The organism is Maribacter sp. PR1, from assembly GCF_028464145.1.
Taxonomy (GTDB): domain Bacteria; phylum Bacteroidota; class Bacteroidia; order Flavobacteriales; family Flavobacteriaceae; genus Maribacter.
In genome coordinates, this window is the sequence record NZ_JAQPCG010000008.1 from 64515 (window position 1) to 84550 (window position 20036).

General features: G+C 37.5%; 16 protein-coding genes. 11 read left to right on the forward strand and 5 right to left on the reverse strand.

Going from position 1 to position 20036, the window contains the following annotated elements:
- Window positions 1-123: 123 nt before the first annotated feature.
- From PP182_RS16560 to PP182_RS16590, 7 genes are all read left to right on the forward strand, one after another.
- Complete coding sequence (locus PP182_RS16560; protein WP_272652379.1) at window positions 124-3348, forward strand: DUF11 domain-containing protein; 3225 nt, start codon at window positions 124-126, stop codon at window positions 3346-3348.
- A gap of 68 nt (window positions 3349-3416) precedes the next feature.
- Window positions 3417-4319: an ABC transporter ATP-binding protein gene (locus PP182_RS16565; protein WP_272652380.1), complete on the forward strand. Its 903-nt coding sequence runs from the start codon at window positions 3417-3419 to the stop codon at window positions 4317-4319.
- A gap of 9 nt (window positions 4320-4328) precedes the next feature.
- Window positions 4329-5162: an ABC transporter permease gene (locus PP182_RS16570; RefSeq protein WP_272652381.1), complete on the forward strand. Its 834-nt coding sequence runs from the start codon at window positions 4329-4331 to the stop codon at window positions 5160-5162.
- Window positions 5163-5262: 100 nt separating this feature from the next.
- Window positions 5263-7026, forward strand: a complete 1764-nt coding sequence (locus tag PP182_RS16575; RefSeq protein WP_272652382.1) for a T9SS type B sorting domain-containing protein — start codon at window positions 5263-5265, stop codon at window positions 7024-7026.
- 5 nt (window positions 7027-7031) lie between these two features.
- Complete coding sequence (locus PP182_RS16580) at window positions 7032-8462, forward strand: T9SS type B sorting domain-containing protein (RefSeq protein ID WP_272652383.1); 1431 nt, start codon at window positions 7032-7034, stop codon at window positions 8460-8462.
- Window positions 8463-8576: 114 nt separating this feature from the next.
- A complete protein-coding gene (uvrB, locus tag PP182_RS16585) occupies window positions 8577-10568 on the forward strand; it encodes an excinuclease ABC subunit UvrB (protein WP_272652384.1) in 1992 nt (663 codons plus the stop codon).
- Window positions 10569-10692: 124 nt separating this feature from the next.
- On the forward strand, window positions 10693-12216 hold the full coding sequence (locus PP182_RS16590; RefSeq protein ID WP_272652385.1) for a M20/M25/M40 family metallo-hydrolase: 1524 nt from the start codon (window positions 10693-10695) through the stop codon (window positions 12214-12216).
- A gap of 95 nt (window positions 12217-12311) precedes the next feature.
- Here PP182_RS16590 and PP182_RS16595 read toward each other — a convergent pair whose 3' ends face one another.
- Window positions 12312-12737, reverse strand: coding sequence for an Hsp20/alpha crystallin family protein (locus PP182_RS16595; RefSeq protein ID WP_272652386.1), 426 nt, complete (start codon window positions 12735-12737; stop codon window positions 12312-12314).
- 200 nt (window positions 12738-12937) lie between these two features.
- Between PP182_RS16595 and PP182_RS16600 the strand changes: the two genes are divergently transcribed.
- On the forward strand, window positions 12938-14200 hold the full coding sequence (locus PP182_RS16600) for a DUF2254 domain-containing protein (protein ID WP_272652387.1): 1263 nt from the start codon (window positions 12938-12940) through the stop codon (window positions 14198-14200).
- Here the strand turns inward: PP182_RS16600 and PP182_RS16605 are convergent.
- The gene (locus tag PP182_RS16605) at window positions 14197-14598 is read right to left on the reverse strand and encodes a TerB family tellurite resistance protein (RefSeq protein ID WP_272652388.1); all 402 of its coding nucleotides are present in this window, start codon (window positions 14596-14598) and stop codon (window positions 14197-14199) included. The genes PP182_RS16600 and PP182_RS16605 overlap by 4 nt on opposite strands.
- A gap of 190 nt (window positions 14599-14788) precedes the next feature.
- Between PP182_RS16605 and PP182_RS16610 the strand changes: the two genes are divergently transcribed.
- The gene (locus PP182_RS16610; protein ID WP_272652389.1) at window positions 14789-15151 is read left to right on the forward strand and encodes a DUF1456 family protein; all 363 of its coding nucleotides are present in this window, start codon (window positions 14789-14791) and stop codon (window positions 15149-15151) included.
- A gap of 40 nt (window positions 15152-15191) precedes the next feature.
- Here the strand turns inward: PP182_RS16610 and PP182_RS16615 are convergent, their stop codons facing one another.
- The 3 genes from PP182_RS16615 to PP182_RS16625 all read right to left on the reverse strand — a co-directional run bounded on the left by PP182_RS16615 (window position 15192) and on the right by PP182_RS16625 (window position 17973).
- Window positions 15192-15527, reverse strand: coding sequence for a hypothetical protein (locus PP182_RS16615; protein ID WP_272652390.1), 336 nt, complete (start codon window positions 15525-15527; stop codon window positions 15192-15194).
- A gap of 414 nt (window positions 15528-15941) precedes the next feature.
- Complete coding sequence (sucC, locus tag PP182_RS16620; RefSeq protein ID WP_272652391.1) at window positions 15942-17135, reverse strand: ADP-forming succinate--CoA ligase subunit beta; 1194 nt, start codon at window positions 17133-17135, stop codon at window positions 15942-15944.
- Window positions 17136-17334: 199 nt separating this feature from the next.
- A complete protein-coding gene (locus PP182_RS16625) occupies window positions 17335-17973 on the reverse strand; it encodes an LON peptidase substrate-binding domain-containing protein (RefSeq protein WP_272652392.1) in 639 nt (212 codons plus the stop codon).
- Between the two features lie 231 nt (window positions 17974-18204).
- Here PP182_RS16625 and lysA point away from each other — a divergent pair, with 231 nt between their 5' ends.
- Together lysA and PP182_RS16635 are read left to right on the forward strand one after the other, a co-directional pair.
- Window positions 18205-19443, forward strand: coding sequence for a diaminopimelate decarboxylase (gene lysA, locus PP182_RS16630; protein WP_272652393.1), 1239 nt, complete (start codon window positions 18205-18207; stop codon window positions 19441-19443).
- A 58-nt stretch (window positions 19444-19501) separates the two neighbouring features.
- Complete coding sequence (locus PP182_RS16635) at window positions 19502-20032, forward strand: thioredoxin family protein (RefSeq protein ID WP_272652394.1); 531 nt, start codon at window positions 19502-19504, stop codon at window positions 20030-20032.
- The last annotated feature ends 4 nt before the right edge of the window (window positions 20033-20036 follow it).

Genomic DNA, 20036 nt, shown 5'->3' on the forward strand with positions numbered 1-20036 from the left:
AGGGAAATAGGGGCCTTGTCGATGAAATACCACATAAATAAGACAATTCACAACAAACTATTGTAGGCCAAACCCCGTTTCATTTTATTTGAAAAACACTATACCATTGACAATCAAACTTAGATGTTAAAGCTTAAAATATTCAATTTTCTGGTTGTAGTTTTTATTACTGCTTTCAGCTATGGCCAGTTGAGTAATCTACATTATTTACCACCGCTGAAACAAGGGCAGAACAATCAGGCTATTCAACAACAGGCTGTACACTTATCTACACCTGTGACTTCTAGTTTTATGGTTAATGTATACCGTGGTACCAGTATCACTCCAATAACTTCCTTTACAATTTCAAAAACCAGCCCTGCAGTATATGACCCTGGCAATGGTGATAACAACATTACCTTAGTAAGTAATAGTAATACTGGAGTCATACTAAGCAATAGCGGTTTACGCTTTGAAGCCCCGAGTGGGGAGAAGTTTTATGTAAATTATAGGGGGCGATCCGGATCACAAGCAGCTTCTTTAACCTCGAAAGGTAGGTCGGCACTAGGTACTCGGTTCAAATGGGGCGGTGTTCCAAACTTGGGCAGTCACCCTTCCAAATCAAATACCTTAGGTATTATGGCCACAGAAGACAATACCACAGTGACCATTTCTGGTTACGACCCTAATTGTGAATTTAGACTGGGCAATAATGTGGCTGGAATTACGGCAAATTCCTATAGTATTACGTTAGATGCAAATGAGTCCTTCGTATTTGAAAACTATGTGGGCAACTCCCCTACCACTGCCAATAGTCAGGGTTGGATTGGTGCCTCTGTCCTAGCGGATAAGGATATCGTAATAAGCAACGGTTCACTTAATTATGGTAGACAGGTAGGCAATAGTAATAGGGATGCCGGAATTGACCAACCTGTACCGGAAGATAAATTAGGAAAGGAATATGTGTTCGTAAGGGGTAATGGAAACTCTAATGGATGGACCGAATTCCCCATAATCATTGGTGTAGCTAATAATACACAGATTTTTGTGAACGGCTCAACAACACCTATTGCTACGATTAACAACGGAGAGTATTTTGAGATACCCAGTAGTAACTACTCCTCTAATTCGGTTGGAGCTAACATGTTTGTGGAAACATCCAAAGATGTATACGCCTACCAATGTTTGGGAGGATCCACAGCAGCCTATACCCAAGGACTTAACTTTGTGGCTCCGGTGAATTGTTTACTACCGGACGTCATGGACAATATTCCTGATATTACCGATGTTGCGGGCACAACCATTTCTGGTGGGGTAACTATAATTGCCTCCACAGCAACTCCTGATGCCAACATAACGGTAATGGATGGTGGTGGAACCGTGAGCTTGCCAGCCTCCAATGCCGTTGCAGGAAGTACGGACTGGAAAACGTTTTATATACCTAATTTAACAGATGACGTGAGTGTTCAATCTACTGGTCCTGTTGCTGTTGGATTTTTTGGTTTTAACGGGGCAAGAGGGGTAGCAGGCTACTTTTCTGGTTTTGATACGACTCCTAATGTGGATTTACAAATTACAGGCGCCGGCTGTTTGCCAGGTGCCGCTTTAGAAATTGCAGGGAGTGAGACCTTCGACGCATACCAATGGTATAGCGATGGCACTATTATTCCCGGAGCTACCGGTAGTTCCTATGCTGCTAATACTGCTGGGGATTACTATGTAAGAGTGACCCGAGGTAGTTGTACCTATGACTCCAACGCACTTTCTGTCTATTATTGCAATCCTGATATTCAGCTCATAAAAAATACAGATACCGAATCCTTGAACGAGGGTGATATTGTAAACTTTACAATATCCGTTCAGAACTTTGGAGTCAATCCTGCTACAAATACCGTAGTAACGGATGTACTGCCTAGTGGAATATCTTTAATATCGGCGACTCCTACTACAGGCAGCTGGTCCTACCCAAACTGGAACGTTGGCACGCTGGTTAGTGGCCAATTGGAGACCATTACCATTACTGCTACCGCGAATTTTAATACCTCACCCAATCAAATAGCTCACTTGGCGAATGTTGCCACGAATAGCCAAGATCAGGTAGACAATAATTTTAGTTTGGATAAGCCTACTGTAGCATTCATCCTTAATAATGATTTTGACGCGGATGGTGTTGTTGACGTTTTAGACCTTGATGATGACAATGATGGTATTTTAGATTGTACGGAATCGGAAGATACGCTCACCAATGGTCAATTTGGATGGTATCTAAACTCTCCTTCAGGAACAAGGGCAATGGATGGAATTTATGATCCTGCAATCAGTTCCTGGTTCTTGGCATCTAGCACAAATATTGCTTTCAGTGGAATCACGGCAACTACGCCTACTAGTGCCGTGCAAATTAATAACATGCCTTCCAATACCTTAGAAGAAGCCTTGTATAATAATGATTATATCGAAGTATCCTTTACTACGGCCAATAACTTGTCCAACCCCGTTCTGAACAGTATAAATTGGGGCTGGTATCAACCTTCGGGTGGTGACTCCTATACCATGAGCGCGTATCTATCAGCCGATGGTTTTGTAAGTAGTATCCAAACCGTAGAAGGTTTGTTCATAACCAATGATGCAACAACCTATCAAGTATTTGATTTAATGAATCAGACTACTATACCGCTTTTAGCGAATACTACTTACACCTTGAGAGTGTATGTCTATGGGCAGATTGATGATGATGGGACCAATTTTTCCACATTCGACGATATCAACTTTACCGTTTCATCTTGTAGGGGTGTGGATAGTGATTCGGACAACATTATGGACAGTTACGAGCTAGACGCTGATAACGATACTTGCTCCGATGCCAACGAGGCCTATGCAGATTACGATGCGGATGGCGGTGATGATGGTGTTTATGGCAATGGATTGCCTGCAGTAAACCTAAATGGAACCGTTGTTGCAGCGACCTACCCTACTCCTGCCGATGGGGATTCCAATGGCAACTATGACTTTCAAGAGACGGGGTCCGCACCCAATATTACGGTACAGCCGATGGATACTACGACATTCGTCAACACGGACTCCAATATAGAAAGTATGGATGATGGGGACAATTACCAATGGCAACTAAGCACAGATGGAGGAACCACTTTTAACGATATTTCTGATGGGTCGGAATACAGCGGAACAACTACCAATACGCTAATTGTAATTACTCCGGAAATAGACAAAAATGGATATTTGTATAGGGTGATTATCACCGACGACTCATATGTCTGTGGAAGTACAACCTCTAATTCCGCTTTACTTACCGTAGGAATTAGAACGGTCATATCAAACAGGCGTATAACCTATCGCGTAAATAAAAATTGAGGTAATTCCTGTAACAAATTCGGAAACCGCTCGTCATGTAAGTACAATCAATCAAAAACATACTTGCTTTGAGCACTATACTTACCGTAAATAACCTAACAAAAAAATTTGGGTATCTAACAGCTGTAAAGGACTTATCATTTTCTATTGAAAAAGGTAATGTTTATGGCATACTGGGACCGAATGGTAGCGGAAAATCTACAACGTTGGGAATCGTACTCAATGTTGTTAATAAAACAAACGGAAATTTTTATTGGTTCGATGGGAATACTTCCACACACGAGGCTCTAAAAAAAGTAGGAGCGATTATTGAACGACCCAATTTCTATCCTTATATGACAGCAGTCCAAAACTTAAAACTGGTCTGTAAAATAAAAGAAGTCGGTCAGGACAAAGTCGAGGAAAAACTTGAATTGGTAGGTCTTTTGGACCGAAAGGACAGTAAGTTTAGAACGTATTCCTTAGGGATGAAACAGCGTTTAGCCATAGCTTCTGCCCTTTTGAACGACCCTGAAATTCTAATTCTTGATGAACCTACCAATGGATTGGATCCCCAGGGAATTCATCAAATCAGGGAAATCATAAAAAAAATAGCCTCACAAGGAACAACAATCCTCTTGGCCTCCCACCTATTGGATGAGGTAGAAAAAGTCTGTAGCCATGTAATTATCCTTAGAAAAGGTGAAAAACTCTATTCTGGCCGGGTTGATGGAATGTTGGCCAGCCATGGATTTTTTGAGTTAAAATCAGAGGATATGAAAAAATTGGAAGAGGCCTTAAAATCAAATAACAACTTCGCCGAAGTAAAACACGAAAATGGATTGATCACCGCCTTTTTAAAGGAAGAAATGGATGCCAAATCATTAAACGATTCCCTATACAAAAAAGGTATCGTGCTTTCCCACCTTGTAAAAAGAAAAGAAAGTCTGGAAGAGCAATTCTTGACCTTGACCAAAAATCAATCTAACTAATCGAATACCATGATAAGACTATTACAAATAGAATTTATAAAACTATGGAACAATAGGGCCAGTAAAGTATTGATCATTTCCTATTTTTTCATTCTAACATCGATTGCCTTAGTGGCGGCAATTAAGTTCGATATAGGCCCAGTAAAGTTCCATTTAGCGGATATAGGCATATTCAACTTTCCATACATTTGGCATTTCAATACTTTTATCACTGCCTTTTTTAAGCTGTTTTTAGCTATTGTAATTGTATCTATGATGTCCAATGAATACAGTAACAAAACAATAAAACAGAATCTTATCGATGGCCTATCCAAAAAGGAATTTATACTATCAAAATTTTTAACGGTAGTTTCCTTTTCTATTATATCAACGGTTTTCGTCTTCGTGGTATCCCTTATTCTAGGATTGTTTTATTCGGATTATGATGAATTATCCATCATTTTCTCCGATTTGGAGTTCATAGCAGCATTCTTTTTCAAATTAATGGGGTTCTTTTCTTTCTGTCTTTTTCTAGGAATACTCGTAAAACGTTCTGCTTTCGCTCTGGGTTTCCTCATTTTATGGCAAATACTGGAAGGGATAACTAGGGGACTTATTCGCTGGAAACTATTTGATGGTGATACTACGGACATGGTAATGGGGTTCTTTCCGCTTCAGTCCATGTTTAACCTTATCAAAGAACCTTTTACCCGTTTGGAAGCGGTACAAACTGTTGCCGACCAAGTTGGAGAACATATTAATCTGAACTACCAGGTTCATTGGTGGGAGTTTTTAATTGTCATTTCATGGACCACCATATTCATCTATCTATCATACGTACTGCTTAAAAAGCGAGATTTATAAGTAGGGTAGAACATCGATATTTTATCCTATTTAACACGTTTTAAGGCCTTAAAATTTTCATTTTGTAGTATATTGTATTGTTTGCAAACAAGCTATGAAAATGAAACAGAATACATCAATATGTAAAATATTGGCTATGCCCATATTTTACATATTGTTTTTATGCTGTATTTTGAAAGTTCCTGCACAGGAATGTCCTTCCCTGGTCAGCCCATTTGATGGAGAGAATCAGGTAGCCCTAAACGCATCCATCACTTGGGAAGCAGTTGTTGGAGTTCCTGGCTATATTATATCCTTGGGTACCACACCTGGAGGTACGGATATCCTTAATGAACTAAATGTTGGGGCGTCTAATAGGTATACGCCACCTACCGGTTTACCTGAAAATACCCAAATCTATATTACCATTACCCTATTCTTCTTTAACCAGCCCAACATCCCGTGCGAAAGCCAAAGTTTTACAACCGACGAATTAACGGAAGTACCTGACTGTACTTCTTTATCGATTCCTACGGATAATGAAGTTGATGTGAATACAGGTACCAATATTTCTTGGGAGGTCTCACCAGGTGCTACCAACTATTATTTGACCATTGGCACTACTTTGAATGGGGGTGAAATTATAGATAATTTGGAAGTTGGCAATGTGCTGACCTACAATCCAGCTACGGATTTACCATCCGAGACAGAAATTTTCGTATCTGTTGTGCCCCAAAACAGGATTGGTTTAGCTAGCGGATGTACAACGTTTACATTTACAACGGCTCCTAATGCGGTTTTACCCATTTGCACTAACTTGATTACACCATTTAATGGCGAAACCAATGTGCCTTTGAGTCCCGTTTTGGAATGGAATGAAGTACCCAATGCAACCGGCTATAGAGTCTCCATTGGCACTACACCTTTTGAGACCGATATTTTAAACAATGCCTCGTTTTTCAGAAATTCCACTATGGTTATCGATTTTGAACCTAACCGTACTTTTTTTATTAAAATAGTCCCCTTTAATGATGCTGGAGAAGCCATTGGTTGTTCCCAGGAAACATTTTCAACAATATTGGGGTGTGGCCCCTATTTTGATCCACTTTCAGAAGGTTTAGTTGTTCTAAATCCTGAAATATCCTTCCCGGAAAGCATAGGAATTTGTTTGGATAATACTACAAATTTAATTTCGGCAACGGATGAGGCCGATGGTTATAGATGGTATAAAGTGGACATCAACGGTGACGAGAAATTAATCTCAACGGAACCTGAGGTTTCCATTTACGAAGAGGGCGAATACGTTTACGAAATATTTGATATTATCAGCGGTTCCGAAGGAACTTTTGAATGCTCTTCTTCCAAAATTTTTCAAGTTAAGGAATCTTCTGTCGCTATCATTAACAATGTTCAGGTAACCCAACAAGCAAATGGATTGAATTTTGAAGTAGAGGTTGAGGGTGAAGGGGAATATGAATATGCTTTGGACAATGCAAATGGGCCTTATCAAGATTCTAATAAATTCATTGGTATTGACTTGGGAACACACATCGTTTTTGTCCGTGATAAAAATGGATGTGGAATTGTGGAAAAAACAGTGAAAACAGATTTGACTGTTGATGGGTTTCCAAAGTTTTTTACTCCTAATGGGGATAGGATAAACGATTTTTGGCAATATAGATCTATAACGGATAATGAGGATATCCGCATAATAAACATCTATATTTTTAACAGATATGGTAACCTTTTGGCTCAAATAAACCCAAGTTCCGTTGGATGGGATGGAAGGCTTAATGGTAAGGCCCTTCCGGAATCCAATTATTGGTTTAGGGCCCAGTTTGAAAATAATAAAGAAGTAAGTGGATATTTTATTTTAAAAAGGTAGACCATATGAAAGTTAAATCTACATTTTTACCTTTTGCTTTGTGGCATTTTTTCCTGACACAAATCAATGCACAGGAATGCCCTACCCTTATTTCCCCATTGGACGGAGACACGGATGTGGCCGTGGACAACCTCATTCAGTGGACCGCAGTGGACGGTATTATTGGATATCTCGTATCCTTGGGCACCACTCCTGGAGGTGGAGAAATTATAAACAGAAGATCTTCTGGGCTAAATAATTTTTATCAACCTGAAGTAGGTTTACCTTCCAATACCGTCGTATACGTTACCATAAGTCTTTTTTTACCTGATGCCCCGATTAAGGTGTGTCCATTAAAAATCTTCACTACGGAAGCTGTCACTTCTCCTCCAGCATGCACGCGATTAGCAAGTCCCTTTAATAATGAAACGGAGGTACGGGTAAACACTAATCTTGAGTGGGAATACGCACCAGGAGCGACAGACTATAGAATATCTATTGGAACCAGTCCCGGAAATTATGATGTAGTGGAAAATGAATTGACCGGAAATACTATTTTCTATGGACTATCGGATAATTTAGAACTTGATCAAGACTATTTTGTTCTAATTGTTCCATTAAATGAAAATGGAGATGCTAGTGGTTGTATAGAGGAAAGTTTTACTACAGGTGTCCCCACCGTGAGCTGTCTGGAATCTGATTTTCCCATTATTACGGTTCCTGATAGGGTAGCGTTGTGTAATGAAGACTCTTTTGGAATTATTCAATCCAATAACCCGGCCAAGGGATATAGGTGGATTTTTATCAATCCCGATGGAACCGAAAATATACTTTCAGAGGATGCAGAATTACGGTATGATAAAGTTGGGCAATACAGATTGGAATTATATAATACCTTAAACGAGTTCGGCGGAACTATAGAATGTCCTGTTTCCAAAAATTTTCAAGTGGTTTATTCCAATTCTCCCATAATTGAGGATGTAATAATATCCAGGGAAAATAATGGTTTAAGAATTAACGTAATGGTCGAGGAACCTGGAAATTATGAATACGCTTTGGACAGTCCAAATTCTGTTTTTCAGGAGAGTCCAATTTTTACGGATGTTGCTCCAGGGGAAAGAATAGTTTATGTAAAGGACAAATACGGTTGTGGAATAACAGAAAGGTTAATCGAAAAAGAACTTTCTAGACAGGATTTCCCTGCATTCTTTACACCGAATGGAGATGGGTACAATGACTATTGGCAATACAAAAAATCTGAAGATACCGGAGAGATAGCTATTGAAGTAATACAGATTTTTGATAGATACGGAAGTTTTCTGGGACAAATAGACCCAAAATCTTTGGGTTGGAATGGAGTTTTCAATGGACGCTTGTTGCCAGCTTCGGATTATTGGTTCCGAGCAATTTCTTTTAATAATAAGGAAATTAAAGGTCATTTTACTTTAAAAAGATGATTTTTTAGGTATTCTTCTTAAATCGTATTTATTAACTTCTTCTCTAGCCGAGTTATGGGAAGAATTGTATTCATTCCCTATACTAATAGAAATACTCTTTTGTACTTTTAGGTTATGAAATTTAAAGTAGAATCAGAGTTTAGCCCTACAGGAGATCAACCCAATGCTATAAAACAACTTTCGGAAGGTATAGAAGGGGAAGAGAAATATCAAACTTTACTGGGTGTAACCGGATCGGGAAAGACGTTTACCATTGCTAATGTAATTGAGGGAGTACAAAGGCCCACTTTGGTCTTGGCTCATAATAAAACCTTGGCAGCACAACTATACTCGGAGTTTAAGCAATTTTTTCCAGATAACGCAATCGAGTATTTTGTTTCCTATTACGATTACTACCAGCCTGAAGCCTACATTCCTACGAGTGGAGTTTATATAGAAAAGGATTTATCCATAAACGAGGATATTGAAAAATTAAGACTTAGTGCTACATCCTCACTACTATCCGGCAGAAGGGACGTTTTGGTCGTGGCTTCTGTTTCTTGTCTATATGGTATTGGCAACCCTATAGAGTTTCAGAAAAATGTTATTTCCATAAAAAAGGATCAAGTAATATCCAGAACTAAATTGCTGCACCAGCTGGTCCAAAGCTTGTATTCTAGAACAACTGCTGATTTTAGAAATGGAAATTTTAGGGTGAAGGGAGACGTTGTAGATGTTTTTCCAAGCTATGCGGACCACGCGTTTAGAATTCATTTTTTTGGGGATGAGATAGAGGAGATAGAGTCATTTGACCCCTTTAACAACAATGTACTGGAAGTCTATGAAAATTTGAACATCTATCCAGCCAATATGTTCGTCACCTCACAGGATGTGCTTCAAAATGCAATTCATAGTATACAGGATGATCTGGTTAAACAAATCGATTATTTCAAGGAAATAGGGAAGCCTTTGGAAGCAAAAAGGCTGGAAGAGCGAACCAATTTTGATTTGGAAATGATAAGGGAATTGGGCTATTGTTCAGGAATAGAAAATTACTCTAGGTACTTGGATGGACGAGAACCCGGAACAAGACCTTTCTGCTTGCTGGATTATTTTCCTGACGATTACCTCATGGTAATAGATGAGAGTCATGTTACCATTCCACAAGTCCATGCCATGTATGGCGGGGACCGGTCCAGAAAGGTAAACTTGGTAGACTATGGTTTTAGGTTACCGGCCGCTATGGATAATAGGCCTTTGAAATTTGAGGAGTTTGAAGCCCTGCAAAACCAAGTGATTTATGTAAGTGCTACCCCTGCGGATTATGAGCTGCAATTGAGCCAAGGAGTATATGTGGAACAGGTCATACGACCGACAGGATTATTAGATCCAATTATTGAAGTGCGACCTAGTCTCAATCAGATAGATGATTTAGTTGAGGAAATACACCAGCGCGTAGAGAAGGATGAAAGAGTATTGGTCACTACATTGACCAAAAGAATGGCAGAAGAACTTGCAAAATATCTAGATAGAATCAGTGTGCGCTGTAGATACATCCATAGTGACGTGGATACCTTGGAACGGGTAGAGATAATGCAAGACCTAAGAAAGGGTATTTTTGATGTGCTTATTGGGGTGAATCTTTTAAGGGAAGGATTGGATCTTCCGGAGGTTTCCTTAGTGGCAATTTTGGATGCCGACAAAGAAGGTTTTTTACGAAATAATAGGTCATTGACACAGACCGTTGGACGGGCTGCTAGAAACCTAAACGGAAAGGCAATTATGTATGCTGATAAAGTGACGGACAGCATGCAAAAAACAATTGATGAAACAAACTACAGAAGAGAAAAGCAAATCAATTACAACACCGAAAACAACATTATACCCACAGCACTAAATAAAAATTTAGACAGTGTTTTATCCAAAAATTCAGTCTCTACATATCATTATCAAAAAGAAGAATTGCGAGCGGCAGAACCAGACTTGGAGTACCTAACAAAAGAGCAATTAGATAAGCTAATTAAGGACAAAAGAAAAGCTATGGAAAAGGCAGCAAAAGAGCTAGATTTTATGCAAGCTGCGAAACTCAGGGACGAAATAAAGACCCTTCAAGGGCAAGAAAACTAATAAGAATAAAAAAATCTAGATGTCTAAATATAATGTTCATATAAAATATATTATATAACTGAATTATAATAGATTATAAATATTTTTAGAGTAGTCTAAAAATTAAATAAGCTCTGTATATAAAATGAAAAAGATAGTAATTCTTTGTATTCTGTCCAGTATTTTTTTCAGTCAAAGAACATGGTCTCAAAATTTATCAGCTAAGGAAATCGAAGCCTTGGCCGATGATAATTTCACTGAATCCATTTCGAATTTACAACATTTTTTAACACTACCAAACGATGGTAATTTCCCAGAACAAATTGCCAAAAATAAGGCATGGTGCGATAGTGTTTTTACAGCTCTTAATTTTGAAACCAAGACGATTGAAACCGATGGAGCCCCTCTCCTTTTTGCGGAAAAAATATTTCACAAAAACAGAAAATCTGTTTTGTTCTATTTGCAAATTGACGGTCAACCCGTGGACTCCACAAAGTGGTTTCAACCCAATCCATATCATGCTGTTTTGAAAGAAAAAAAAGATGGAAATTGGACCAAAATCGACTTTGATAAATTAAATGAAAAAGTAGACTCGGATTGGAGGATTTTTGCACGATCGGCATCGGACTCAAAAGGACCTTCCATTTCATTAATTTCCGCCCTTCAAATCCTTCAATCTCAAAAGATAAAACCCGAATACAACATTAAGGTCATTATGGATTTTCAGGAAGAATTGGGGTCACCCCTTCTTCCAATAGCAGTTCTAGAAAATAAAAAGCTACTGGATGCGGAAATGCTATTTATCCTGGACGGAACGCGCCACTTCTCCAATTTACCAACGTTAACCTATGGAGCACGAGGAATAACTACTGCTACCATAAGAATATTTGGACCGCGATATGGATTACACAGTGGTCAATATGGCAATTTTGCTCCAAATCCGGTTTTCGAGGCGTCTAGATTAATAGCTAGCCTCAAGGATGAAAATGGAAAAGTGACTATTCCAGGATTTTATGATGGTGTTCGTTTGTCGCCAGCGGACAAGGAACGATTATCCAAAATACCTGAAAACTTGGACAGCACTCTAATCAGCCTGGGCATTTCAAAACCAGATGCAGTTGCTGAAACCTATCAGGAATCATTACAGTATCCTTCACTTAACATAAGAGGATTAAAGGCCGCCTGGGTAGGAAAGGAAGTACGTACCATTATACCATCGGAAATTCTTATAGAGGTAGACATACGTTTGGTTCCGGAAACTCCTGGAGAAAGACAGATTCAGCTACTAAAGGAGCACATACAAAATTTTGGATATCATTTGGTCGATACCAAACCCTTGGAGGAAGAGAGAACTAAATATCCTCGACTGGCCTCTTTTACCTATCATTTGGGCTCTGAACCCTTCAGGACAGAAATGGACAGTCACATCGGAAAATTTCTCAACAAGGCTCTGAAGAAGGTTTTTGGCCACCAAATTGTGAACATGAGAACTACGGGCGGCTCGCAACCTATGGCGCCTTTTATAAAGACCTTGGATATTCCTGCTGTTTCCATACGCATACCCAACCCGGATAATGCCATCCATGGTCCCAACGAAAATCTAAGGCTTGGTAATTTGAAAGAAGGCATTATGAGCTGTTTAGCTATTTTAACAGAAAAGTTAAATTAAAAAAGGTGCCCTGATACTTCAGGACACCTAACTAACTAACCAACTCAACTAAACATTATGAAATCCTATACTCAGAATGTACATAACATGTTCTTCTAAGACAATTCAATCATGCGTTTTGGCCTAGGCAAAGCTTCCTCTTTTTTAGGCAATGTAAATTTCAAAATACCATTCTCGTAAGAAGCTTCAATTCTTTCCTCGTCCACAGATTCAGGCAAAGTAAAAGACCTTTTAAAGGACGAATAACCAAATTCCCTTCTTGTGTAATTTTCTTCCTTCGATTCTTTTTCAGATTTAACTTCAGAAGAAATAGTTAATAAATTATCATCTATTTCAATATTAAAGTCTTCCTTGGTCCTTCCCGGAACAGAAAGCTCTAAATCAAATCTATTCTCGCTCTCCTTGATATTAACAGCAGGAACGGAACCATTGAAATTTTCCATACCACCAAACCAATCTGGCTTAAAGATTTCATTCATTAAAGAAGGAAACAGAACGTCATTTCTTTTAATTAAACTCATAACTATATATTTTTTAGATTAAACCTTGTTACGCCTTCATTAAAACAAATCACATACCAACTAAAATAATAAGCCATTATGTCATAACAACCTATTAATATAATGTCATATTGACATGTTTTTATTTATGGGTTCATTAAAATTCGAATAGGAGCGTAATTCTGTCGTCTGTCTTAGTAAATTTATGGCAGCCTGCGCAAATGGACAGAATTAAAAACATATTTTTTCAAGTTAGAGGTAAGATTGCCTTCTATCCCACCCTTATTTCTATAGCAGGGGTACTCGTTGCCTTTCTTTTCATTTATATGGAACAACGTCATGTATCCGAATACCTGATGGATATAGCACCTGGACTAGTCATAGACAATACGGAAACGGCAAGAACACTCCTTAGCACTTTAATTGGGGGGTTAATTTCTTTGATGGTCTTTAGTTTTTCCATGGTTATGATTTTATTGAACCAAGCATCGAGTAATTTTTCTCCTAGGGTACTACCAGGAATAATATCGAACGAAAAACACCAAATTGTACTGGGACTTTATATTGCCGTTATACTCTATAATATTTTTATCCTTGTTTCCATTGAACCCACAAAGTCGAATTACCAAACTCCTGGTTTTTCTGTATTGATTGCCATTATCCTTACAATTATATGCCTTGCGGCTTTTATTTACTTTATCCATAACATATCCCAATCCATTCAAGTGGGTACCATATTGAATTCTATACACTCTAGTGCTAAAAATAGACTTCTAAATAGTATTAACACCCAAGAATTTAGGGTGTTCCCAAGTCAGGAAAATTGGTCTGTAAGCGCTATAGAAACTACGGGTTATTTTCAAGGTACATTAACGGGCAATCTCCTGGAGACCTGTATCGACAATGATTTAAAAATAGCTCTCGATTTTAGAAAAGGACAATTTATATTAAAGGGCAACAAGGGATTAAAAACCAATAAACCTATTTCAGATAAAGTGAAGGATAAAATTCTCAGATCACTGATTTTCTCTAGTGAAGAGCTAACTGGAGATAATTATATTTATGGTTTTAGGCAAATTTCAGAGATTGGAATAAAGGCCATGTCGCCCGGTATAAACGACCCAGGTACGGCCTTGAACAGCATAGATTACTTAACGGAGTTATTTTCTTTGCTGATGCAAGTTGATGAATTTGAATATTGGACGGACGATAAAAAGACGTTGCGAGTATTTATTGAACGAAACACCTTTTCGGAGGTTCTATTTAATGTATTGGCCACTTATAGACCTTATTGCCTAGGAGATATCATTGTATCCCAAAAATTATTATGCATGTTGAACCGATTAAGTGAGCGAGTAATCAACGCTGACCAAAGTGAAGCAATAGAGGAAGAAATCACTAATATTAAAAAAGATTTGGAGCTTCAAATCAAAAACTCGAGAGACCTTACTAAAATTAAGGAAGGCTTTAATTCCTGGTCCTAATTGTAGTGTGCCTTAAAAATTTTTATAATCACATGAGGGGGAACAATTTTGTCGGGATATTCATGCATTATGGATAATACCTGGTCAATTGCTGAAGGAGGTAGACCCATACCTAAACCAATATCATGCAATCTCCTAATCTCTGTAAGATTGTTATTGTTGTCCACATTCATCAACAAAATAAGACGGTTAAATTGTACAAGTCTATCCGCCTGGGATTTTGGAATAACATGCTCTACCTTCTTTTGAAACAAATTATCAAACTCTTTTTTGCCCACTTCTAGATGTTGGGCAACATTAAAAAGAAAATCATATTCAGACTGCATAAGCCTATTATCCACCCTAGCAAAGGCAATCATTTCAGAAAGTATACTTAATTTTTCCTTTGAGGTGCTCATTTCATTCAGTTTTATTCTTTTTAAGACTCATATTGATAACACCGAAAACAGAATTATAGTATAGTTAATATGGTTAAAATAGATGATTTAACAAAGTAATATAAATTCAGAAATTTCTTAGGTATCGCCAGTTGATATATGGAATCATAATTCTAAATTTAAGTGATAACTTGCAATAAAATTCATTTAGATGACCAACAACGACATATTTAAAAAATTAAGGGTTGCCTTAAAGCTAAGGGACGATGAAATTGTAGAGATTTTAGAATTGGTAGATTTTAAAATATCAAAAAGCGAGCTAGGGGCATTTTTCAGAAAAGAAGACCACCCCAATTATATGGAATGTGGTGACCAAATATTACGTAATTTTTTGAATGGTTTGGTCTTGCACTTAAGGGGAACAAAAGAAAATCCAAAAATACCCGGAAAGGTACTTTTAGGAGAAGAATCCAAAAAATCAACACCTAAACCTAAAAGTTTTAAGAAAAGTCAGTTGAAAAATGTAGATAGAAATTTGAGCAATGTGAAATACAAAAACAAAAAAAAATCCTGACGCTCAAAAGCATCAGGATTCTAAAGTTTTATTTAAATTTTTAAGAGGCTATTCTAACCGGAACCGTGTATAGTTTACCTTCCTCTATATTAGTAATATCCACTTTTTGGTAGTTTAATCTACTCTTTACAAATTTTTCGAGATTTACGAATTCAGTATCCACCGAAAGTACAACAATCGCTCCTTCGTTGTTCAAGGTAAATCTAACTTGGGCAGTTAAATCGGAGTCCTCGTCTGAAAACGTGTTATCCTCTAACATTTTTGTGATTTGATTGGAAAGACTTTTCGCAGGTTCTACTCCTTCAGTTGCATTAGCTAAAACATTTCCTGATGCAAGTAGCAAAGCTGCTACAAAAACTAAACTTAATTTTCTCATGACTTTTTGTTTTTACTTCCGTTTTTTGGAAGTTGATTAATAATTGATTGATGATGATTTACTAAAAAGACGCTTCAAAATTCAGAATGTTACAACAAAATCCCATTTTAACATATTTTTAAACAAAATCACCTGTTTTACAGACCCCTCAAAAGTACATTGATTATGAAACGAAAAAACATGATGAAGAAGGTTTAACCATAATTTCAAGTAGGTAACCTATAGTTTAAACTAAACCAAAATATTAAGACGAAGTTGACACAGATTCTTGTGCCAAACGTTCATAAACACACATGGAATTTGGAATGAATTGACCTTTATAACTTAAATTCAATAATAAATGTGCGATTGTAAAGAAAAAAAGGCAATGTTAAATTAACATTGCCTTCAATAATTATTTTGAAATAGTGAATACTATTTCAACACTTCTTCCACTTTATCGGCAGCCTCCTTGAATTGTACGGCTGAATGTACCGCAAGACCTGAATTATCAATAATTTCCTTGGCCAATTCCGCATTGGTACCCTGCAAACGAACTATAATGGGCACTTTAATACTATCACCCATATTCTTATAGGCGTCAACAACACCCTGTGCAACTCGGTCGCAACGCACAATACCTCCAAAAATATTTATTAAGATGGCCTTCACCGCTGGGTCTTTTAGAATAATCCTAAAGGCCTCTTCAACTCTTTTTGCATCAGCCGTACCACCGACATCCAAAAAATTTGCAGGTTCTCCACCGGCCATTTTAATCAAATCCATTGTAGCCATGGCCAAACCGGCACCATTCACCATACACCCTACATTACCGTCCAAATCAACATAGTTTAGACCTACGGCCCTAGCTTCCACTTCAATAGGATTTTCCTCTCTTAAATCCCTCATTTCCGCATACTGCTTTCTTCTGTAAAGCGCATTGTCGTCGATGGAAACCTTGGCATCTACCGCCATAATCTTATCGTCAGAAGTTTTCAATACTGGGTTGATTTCAAACATGCTGGAATCACTTTGAACGTATGCCTTATAAAGGGCAGAAATAAACTTTGTCATTTCCTTAAAGGCAGTTCCTGAAAGTCCCAGGTTAAAAGCAATTTTTCGAGCTTGAAAACCTAACAACCCAGTACCTGGGTCAATTTCTTCCGTAAAAATTAAGTGTGGCGTTTTCTCGGCTACTTCTTCAATATCCATTCCACCCTCCGTAGAATACATAATCATATTTCTTCCGGTACTTCTATTCAATAAAACGGACACATAAAATTCACTGGTCTCACTATCCCCTGGATAGTAAACATCTTCTGCTACTAAAACCTGATGTACTTTTTTTCCTTCGGCTGAAGTTTGAGGAGTAATTAGGTTCATTCCAATGATTTGTCCTGCCAACTCTTCTACTTCCTTTAGGTTTTTGGCTAATTTTACACCACCTCCTTTTCCACGACCACCAGCATGAACTTGAGCCTTAATAACATGCCATCCCGTACCTGTTTCTGCCGTCAACTGTTTAGCTGCGTCAACCGCTTCTTTTGCATTGTGCGCAACAATTCCTCTTTGAATGCGAACGCCGAAGCTTGATAATATCTCTTTTCCTTGATACTCGTGAAGGTTCATATTAGGGTAGTTTTATTTGTTGGGCAAAAATAGCAAAGACGGTTTAATAATGGAAAATTAAACTTGATTAATTATGTAAAGAATCTCTGGAAACAACTACAGGATATTAAAAGTATAAAACTTGTAAGATTATATGTTACCAGGGAATTTTAAGATATCTAAAATAGTTAACGAATTGATTATCTAAAAGGTGTTGAAATTAGTTTTCAATATTTTTAAAATCTAATGGATCAAAGTTCTTAAAATGCCCATTGAGCTCAATTGTTTTTCTTGTTCTTTCTACTTGGGACAACACTTTTATTATGGTTAATAAATGGTTATAAATAAAATCTAAACGATCTTTTTCCTTGCCTAACTGTAATAGTTCATATTCTTGTTCGTATGAAAGACCTATTTTATGAGCCAATACAAAACTATTGTACTTGCCTACATCGATGGGTGTATTGGTTAGCTCCATTATTTCATACAACTGTTCAATTTTTTTAAGAACCTCAGCTTTATAACTTGATTGGGCAATGAAATCATATTCCAAGAATTCAACCGTCCCTCCAGGGTATAGCTTATCACTCATTTGTGGTTCGAAAGAAGTTAATTTGAAAACTTGACGAGCAACACACAATACATCCATTTCCCCTTTCGCGTAGGTATTAACTACCTCTACTAACTGGACTTCCGTACCGAATTCCAATTTGTTATTAAAGTAAACCGGTATCCCAAAAGTAATTGCCTCCTCCCTACAATCTGAAATCAATTGTTTATATCGCGCCTCGAAAATGTGAAGCGGAACTGTTTCTCCGGGAAAAAAAACAGATTTTAAAGGAAATAGTGGTATTTTCATCTGTCTATTTAAGAGTTTTACTGGTCAGATAAAATGACCTCGGTTTTCGATTTTACTATAAAACCAGATAGACTTTTCATACCCCCTAAAATACAAAGCCATGGGCTGGAAACAAAGTAAAAACTATTTAAGATTGTTATATTTAACACAAATTGTTGTATTTTTCAATTTAACTTCTATTTATTTGTTCTTATCCTACTATAAGTATAGATTTGCTAAAAATCCAATGCTATGAAAAATGTGGAATTATTAAAAATTGCCGAATCTTACGGTGATCCAGTATATGTCTATGACTCCGAAAAAATAATCTCCCAGTTTAATCGTCTGACCAAGGCTTTTGGTACCGTTAAGAATTTAAAATTGAATTATGCGGCCAAAGCACTTTCCAATATTACCATACTAAAACTGATGAACAGTCTGGGTAGCGGTTTGGATACCGTTTCCATACAGGAAGTTCAATTAGGCCTATTAGCCGGTTTTAAACCTGAATCCATCATTTTTACCCCCAATGGTGTCTCTTTAGAGGAAATAGAAGAAGCCTCGAAATTAGGAGTAAGAATCAATATTGATAACCTATCCATTTTAGAACAGTTTGGAAGCAAACATCCGGACATTCCTGTATGTATTAGAATTAACCCGCATGTAATGGCAGGAGGAAACTCCAAAATATCGGTTGGTCATATCGACTCCAAATTTGGCATAAGTATACACCAAATACCACACCTATTACGTATCGTGGAATTGACCAAAATGAATATCAACGGAATCCACATGCATACCGGAAGTGATATTTTAGATATCGATGTATTTCTGTACGCTTCAGAAATTCTATTTGAAACTGCAAAAAATTTCAAAAACCTGGATTTCATCGATTTTGGTAGTGGTTTTAAAGTTCCATATAAGGAAGGCGATATAGAAACTAATGTGGAGGAACTAGGTAAAAAATTGGGGTCTCGTTTCAATGAATTTTGTAAAGAATACGGTAGGGAATTAACATTGGCCTTTGAACCGGGAAAATTTTTGGTTAGCGAAGCAGGCTTCTTTTTAGCAAAGGTAAATGTGGTGAAACAAACGACCTCCACTGTTTTTGCCAGTATTGATTCAGGCTTCAATCACCTAATTAGGCCCATGCTTTATGGCGCCAATCATTCCATCGTTAACATTTCAAACCCTGAAGGCAGGGAACGCTACTATTCTGTAGTTGGATACATCTGCGAAACGGATACTTTTGCCAGTAATAGAAGAATCAACGAAATATCCGAAGGAGATATACTATGTTTTAAAAATGCAGGAGCCTATTGTTTTACAATGGCCAGTAATTATAACTCTCGTTTTAGGCCCCCAGAAGTTTTATGGCATGAAGGAAAAGCCATTTTAATAAGGAAAAGAGAATCTTTTGATGATTTAATTAAGAATCAGGTAGATGTAAAAGATTTATTTGAGGTAAAGCAAACGGCCAAAGTAAAATAAAGCTTCGGAAAAAACGTTAGTTTTGGTATAATTGTTGGACTAACTCCAAAAAATTACTATGAAAACTAATTTTACCCCTGTTATAAAATCCTTTACACTACTGTTATTTGTATTCCAGGCTTTGCAAATTAATGCCCAAGAAGTTAACTGGCTTAGTTGGAATGAAGCTGCAGAATTAGCTTCGAACGAAAAGAACCCTAAGAAAGTTTTTGTAGATGTCTATACGGATTGGTGTGGATGGTGTAAAAAAATGGATAAGGATACCTTCCAAAATCCAGAAGTAGCTGCATACATGTCCGAGAATTTCTATATGGTAAAGCTTGATGGGGAAGGAAAAGAACCTATAGAATTTAAGGGTAAGACCTATAAATTTGTTCCATCGGGAAGAAAAGGATACCATGAATTCGCTGCCGCATTGATGCAGGGGCGTTTAAGTTACCCCACAACCATTTTTTTGGACGAACAACTTAATATGTTATCGCCAGTGCCGGGCTATCAAAAGCCCGAACCATTTTTGAATATTGCCAAGTATTTTGGGGAGGATATTTACAAGGAAAAGGATTGGAAAGCTTACTCAGGGGCTAAGTAGGGGC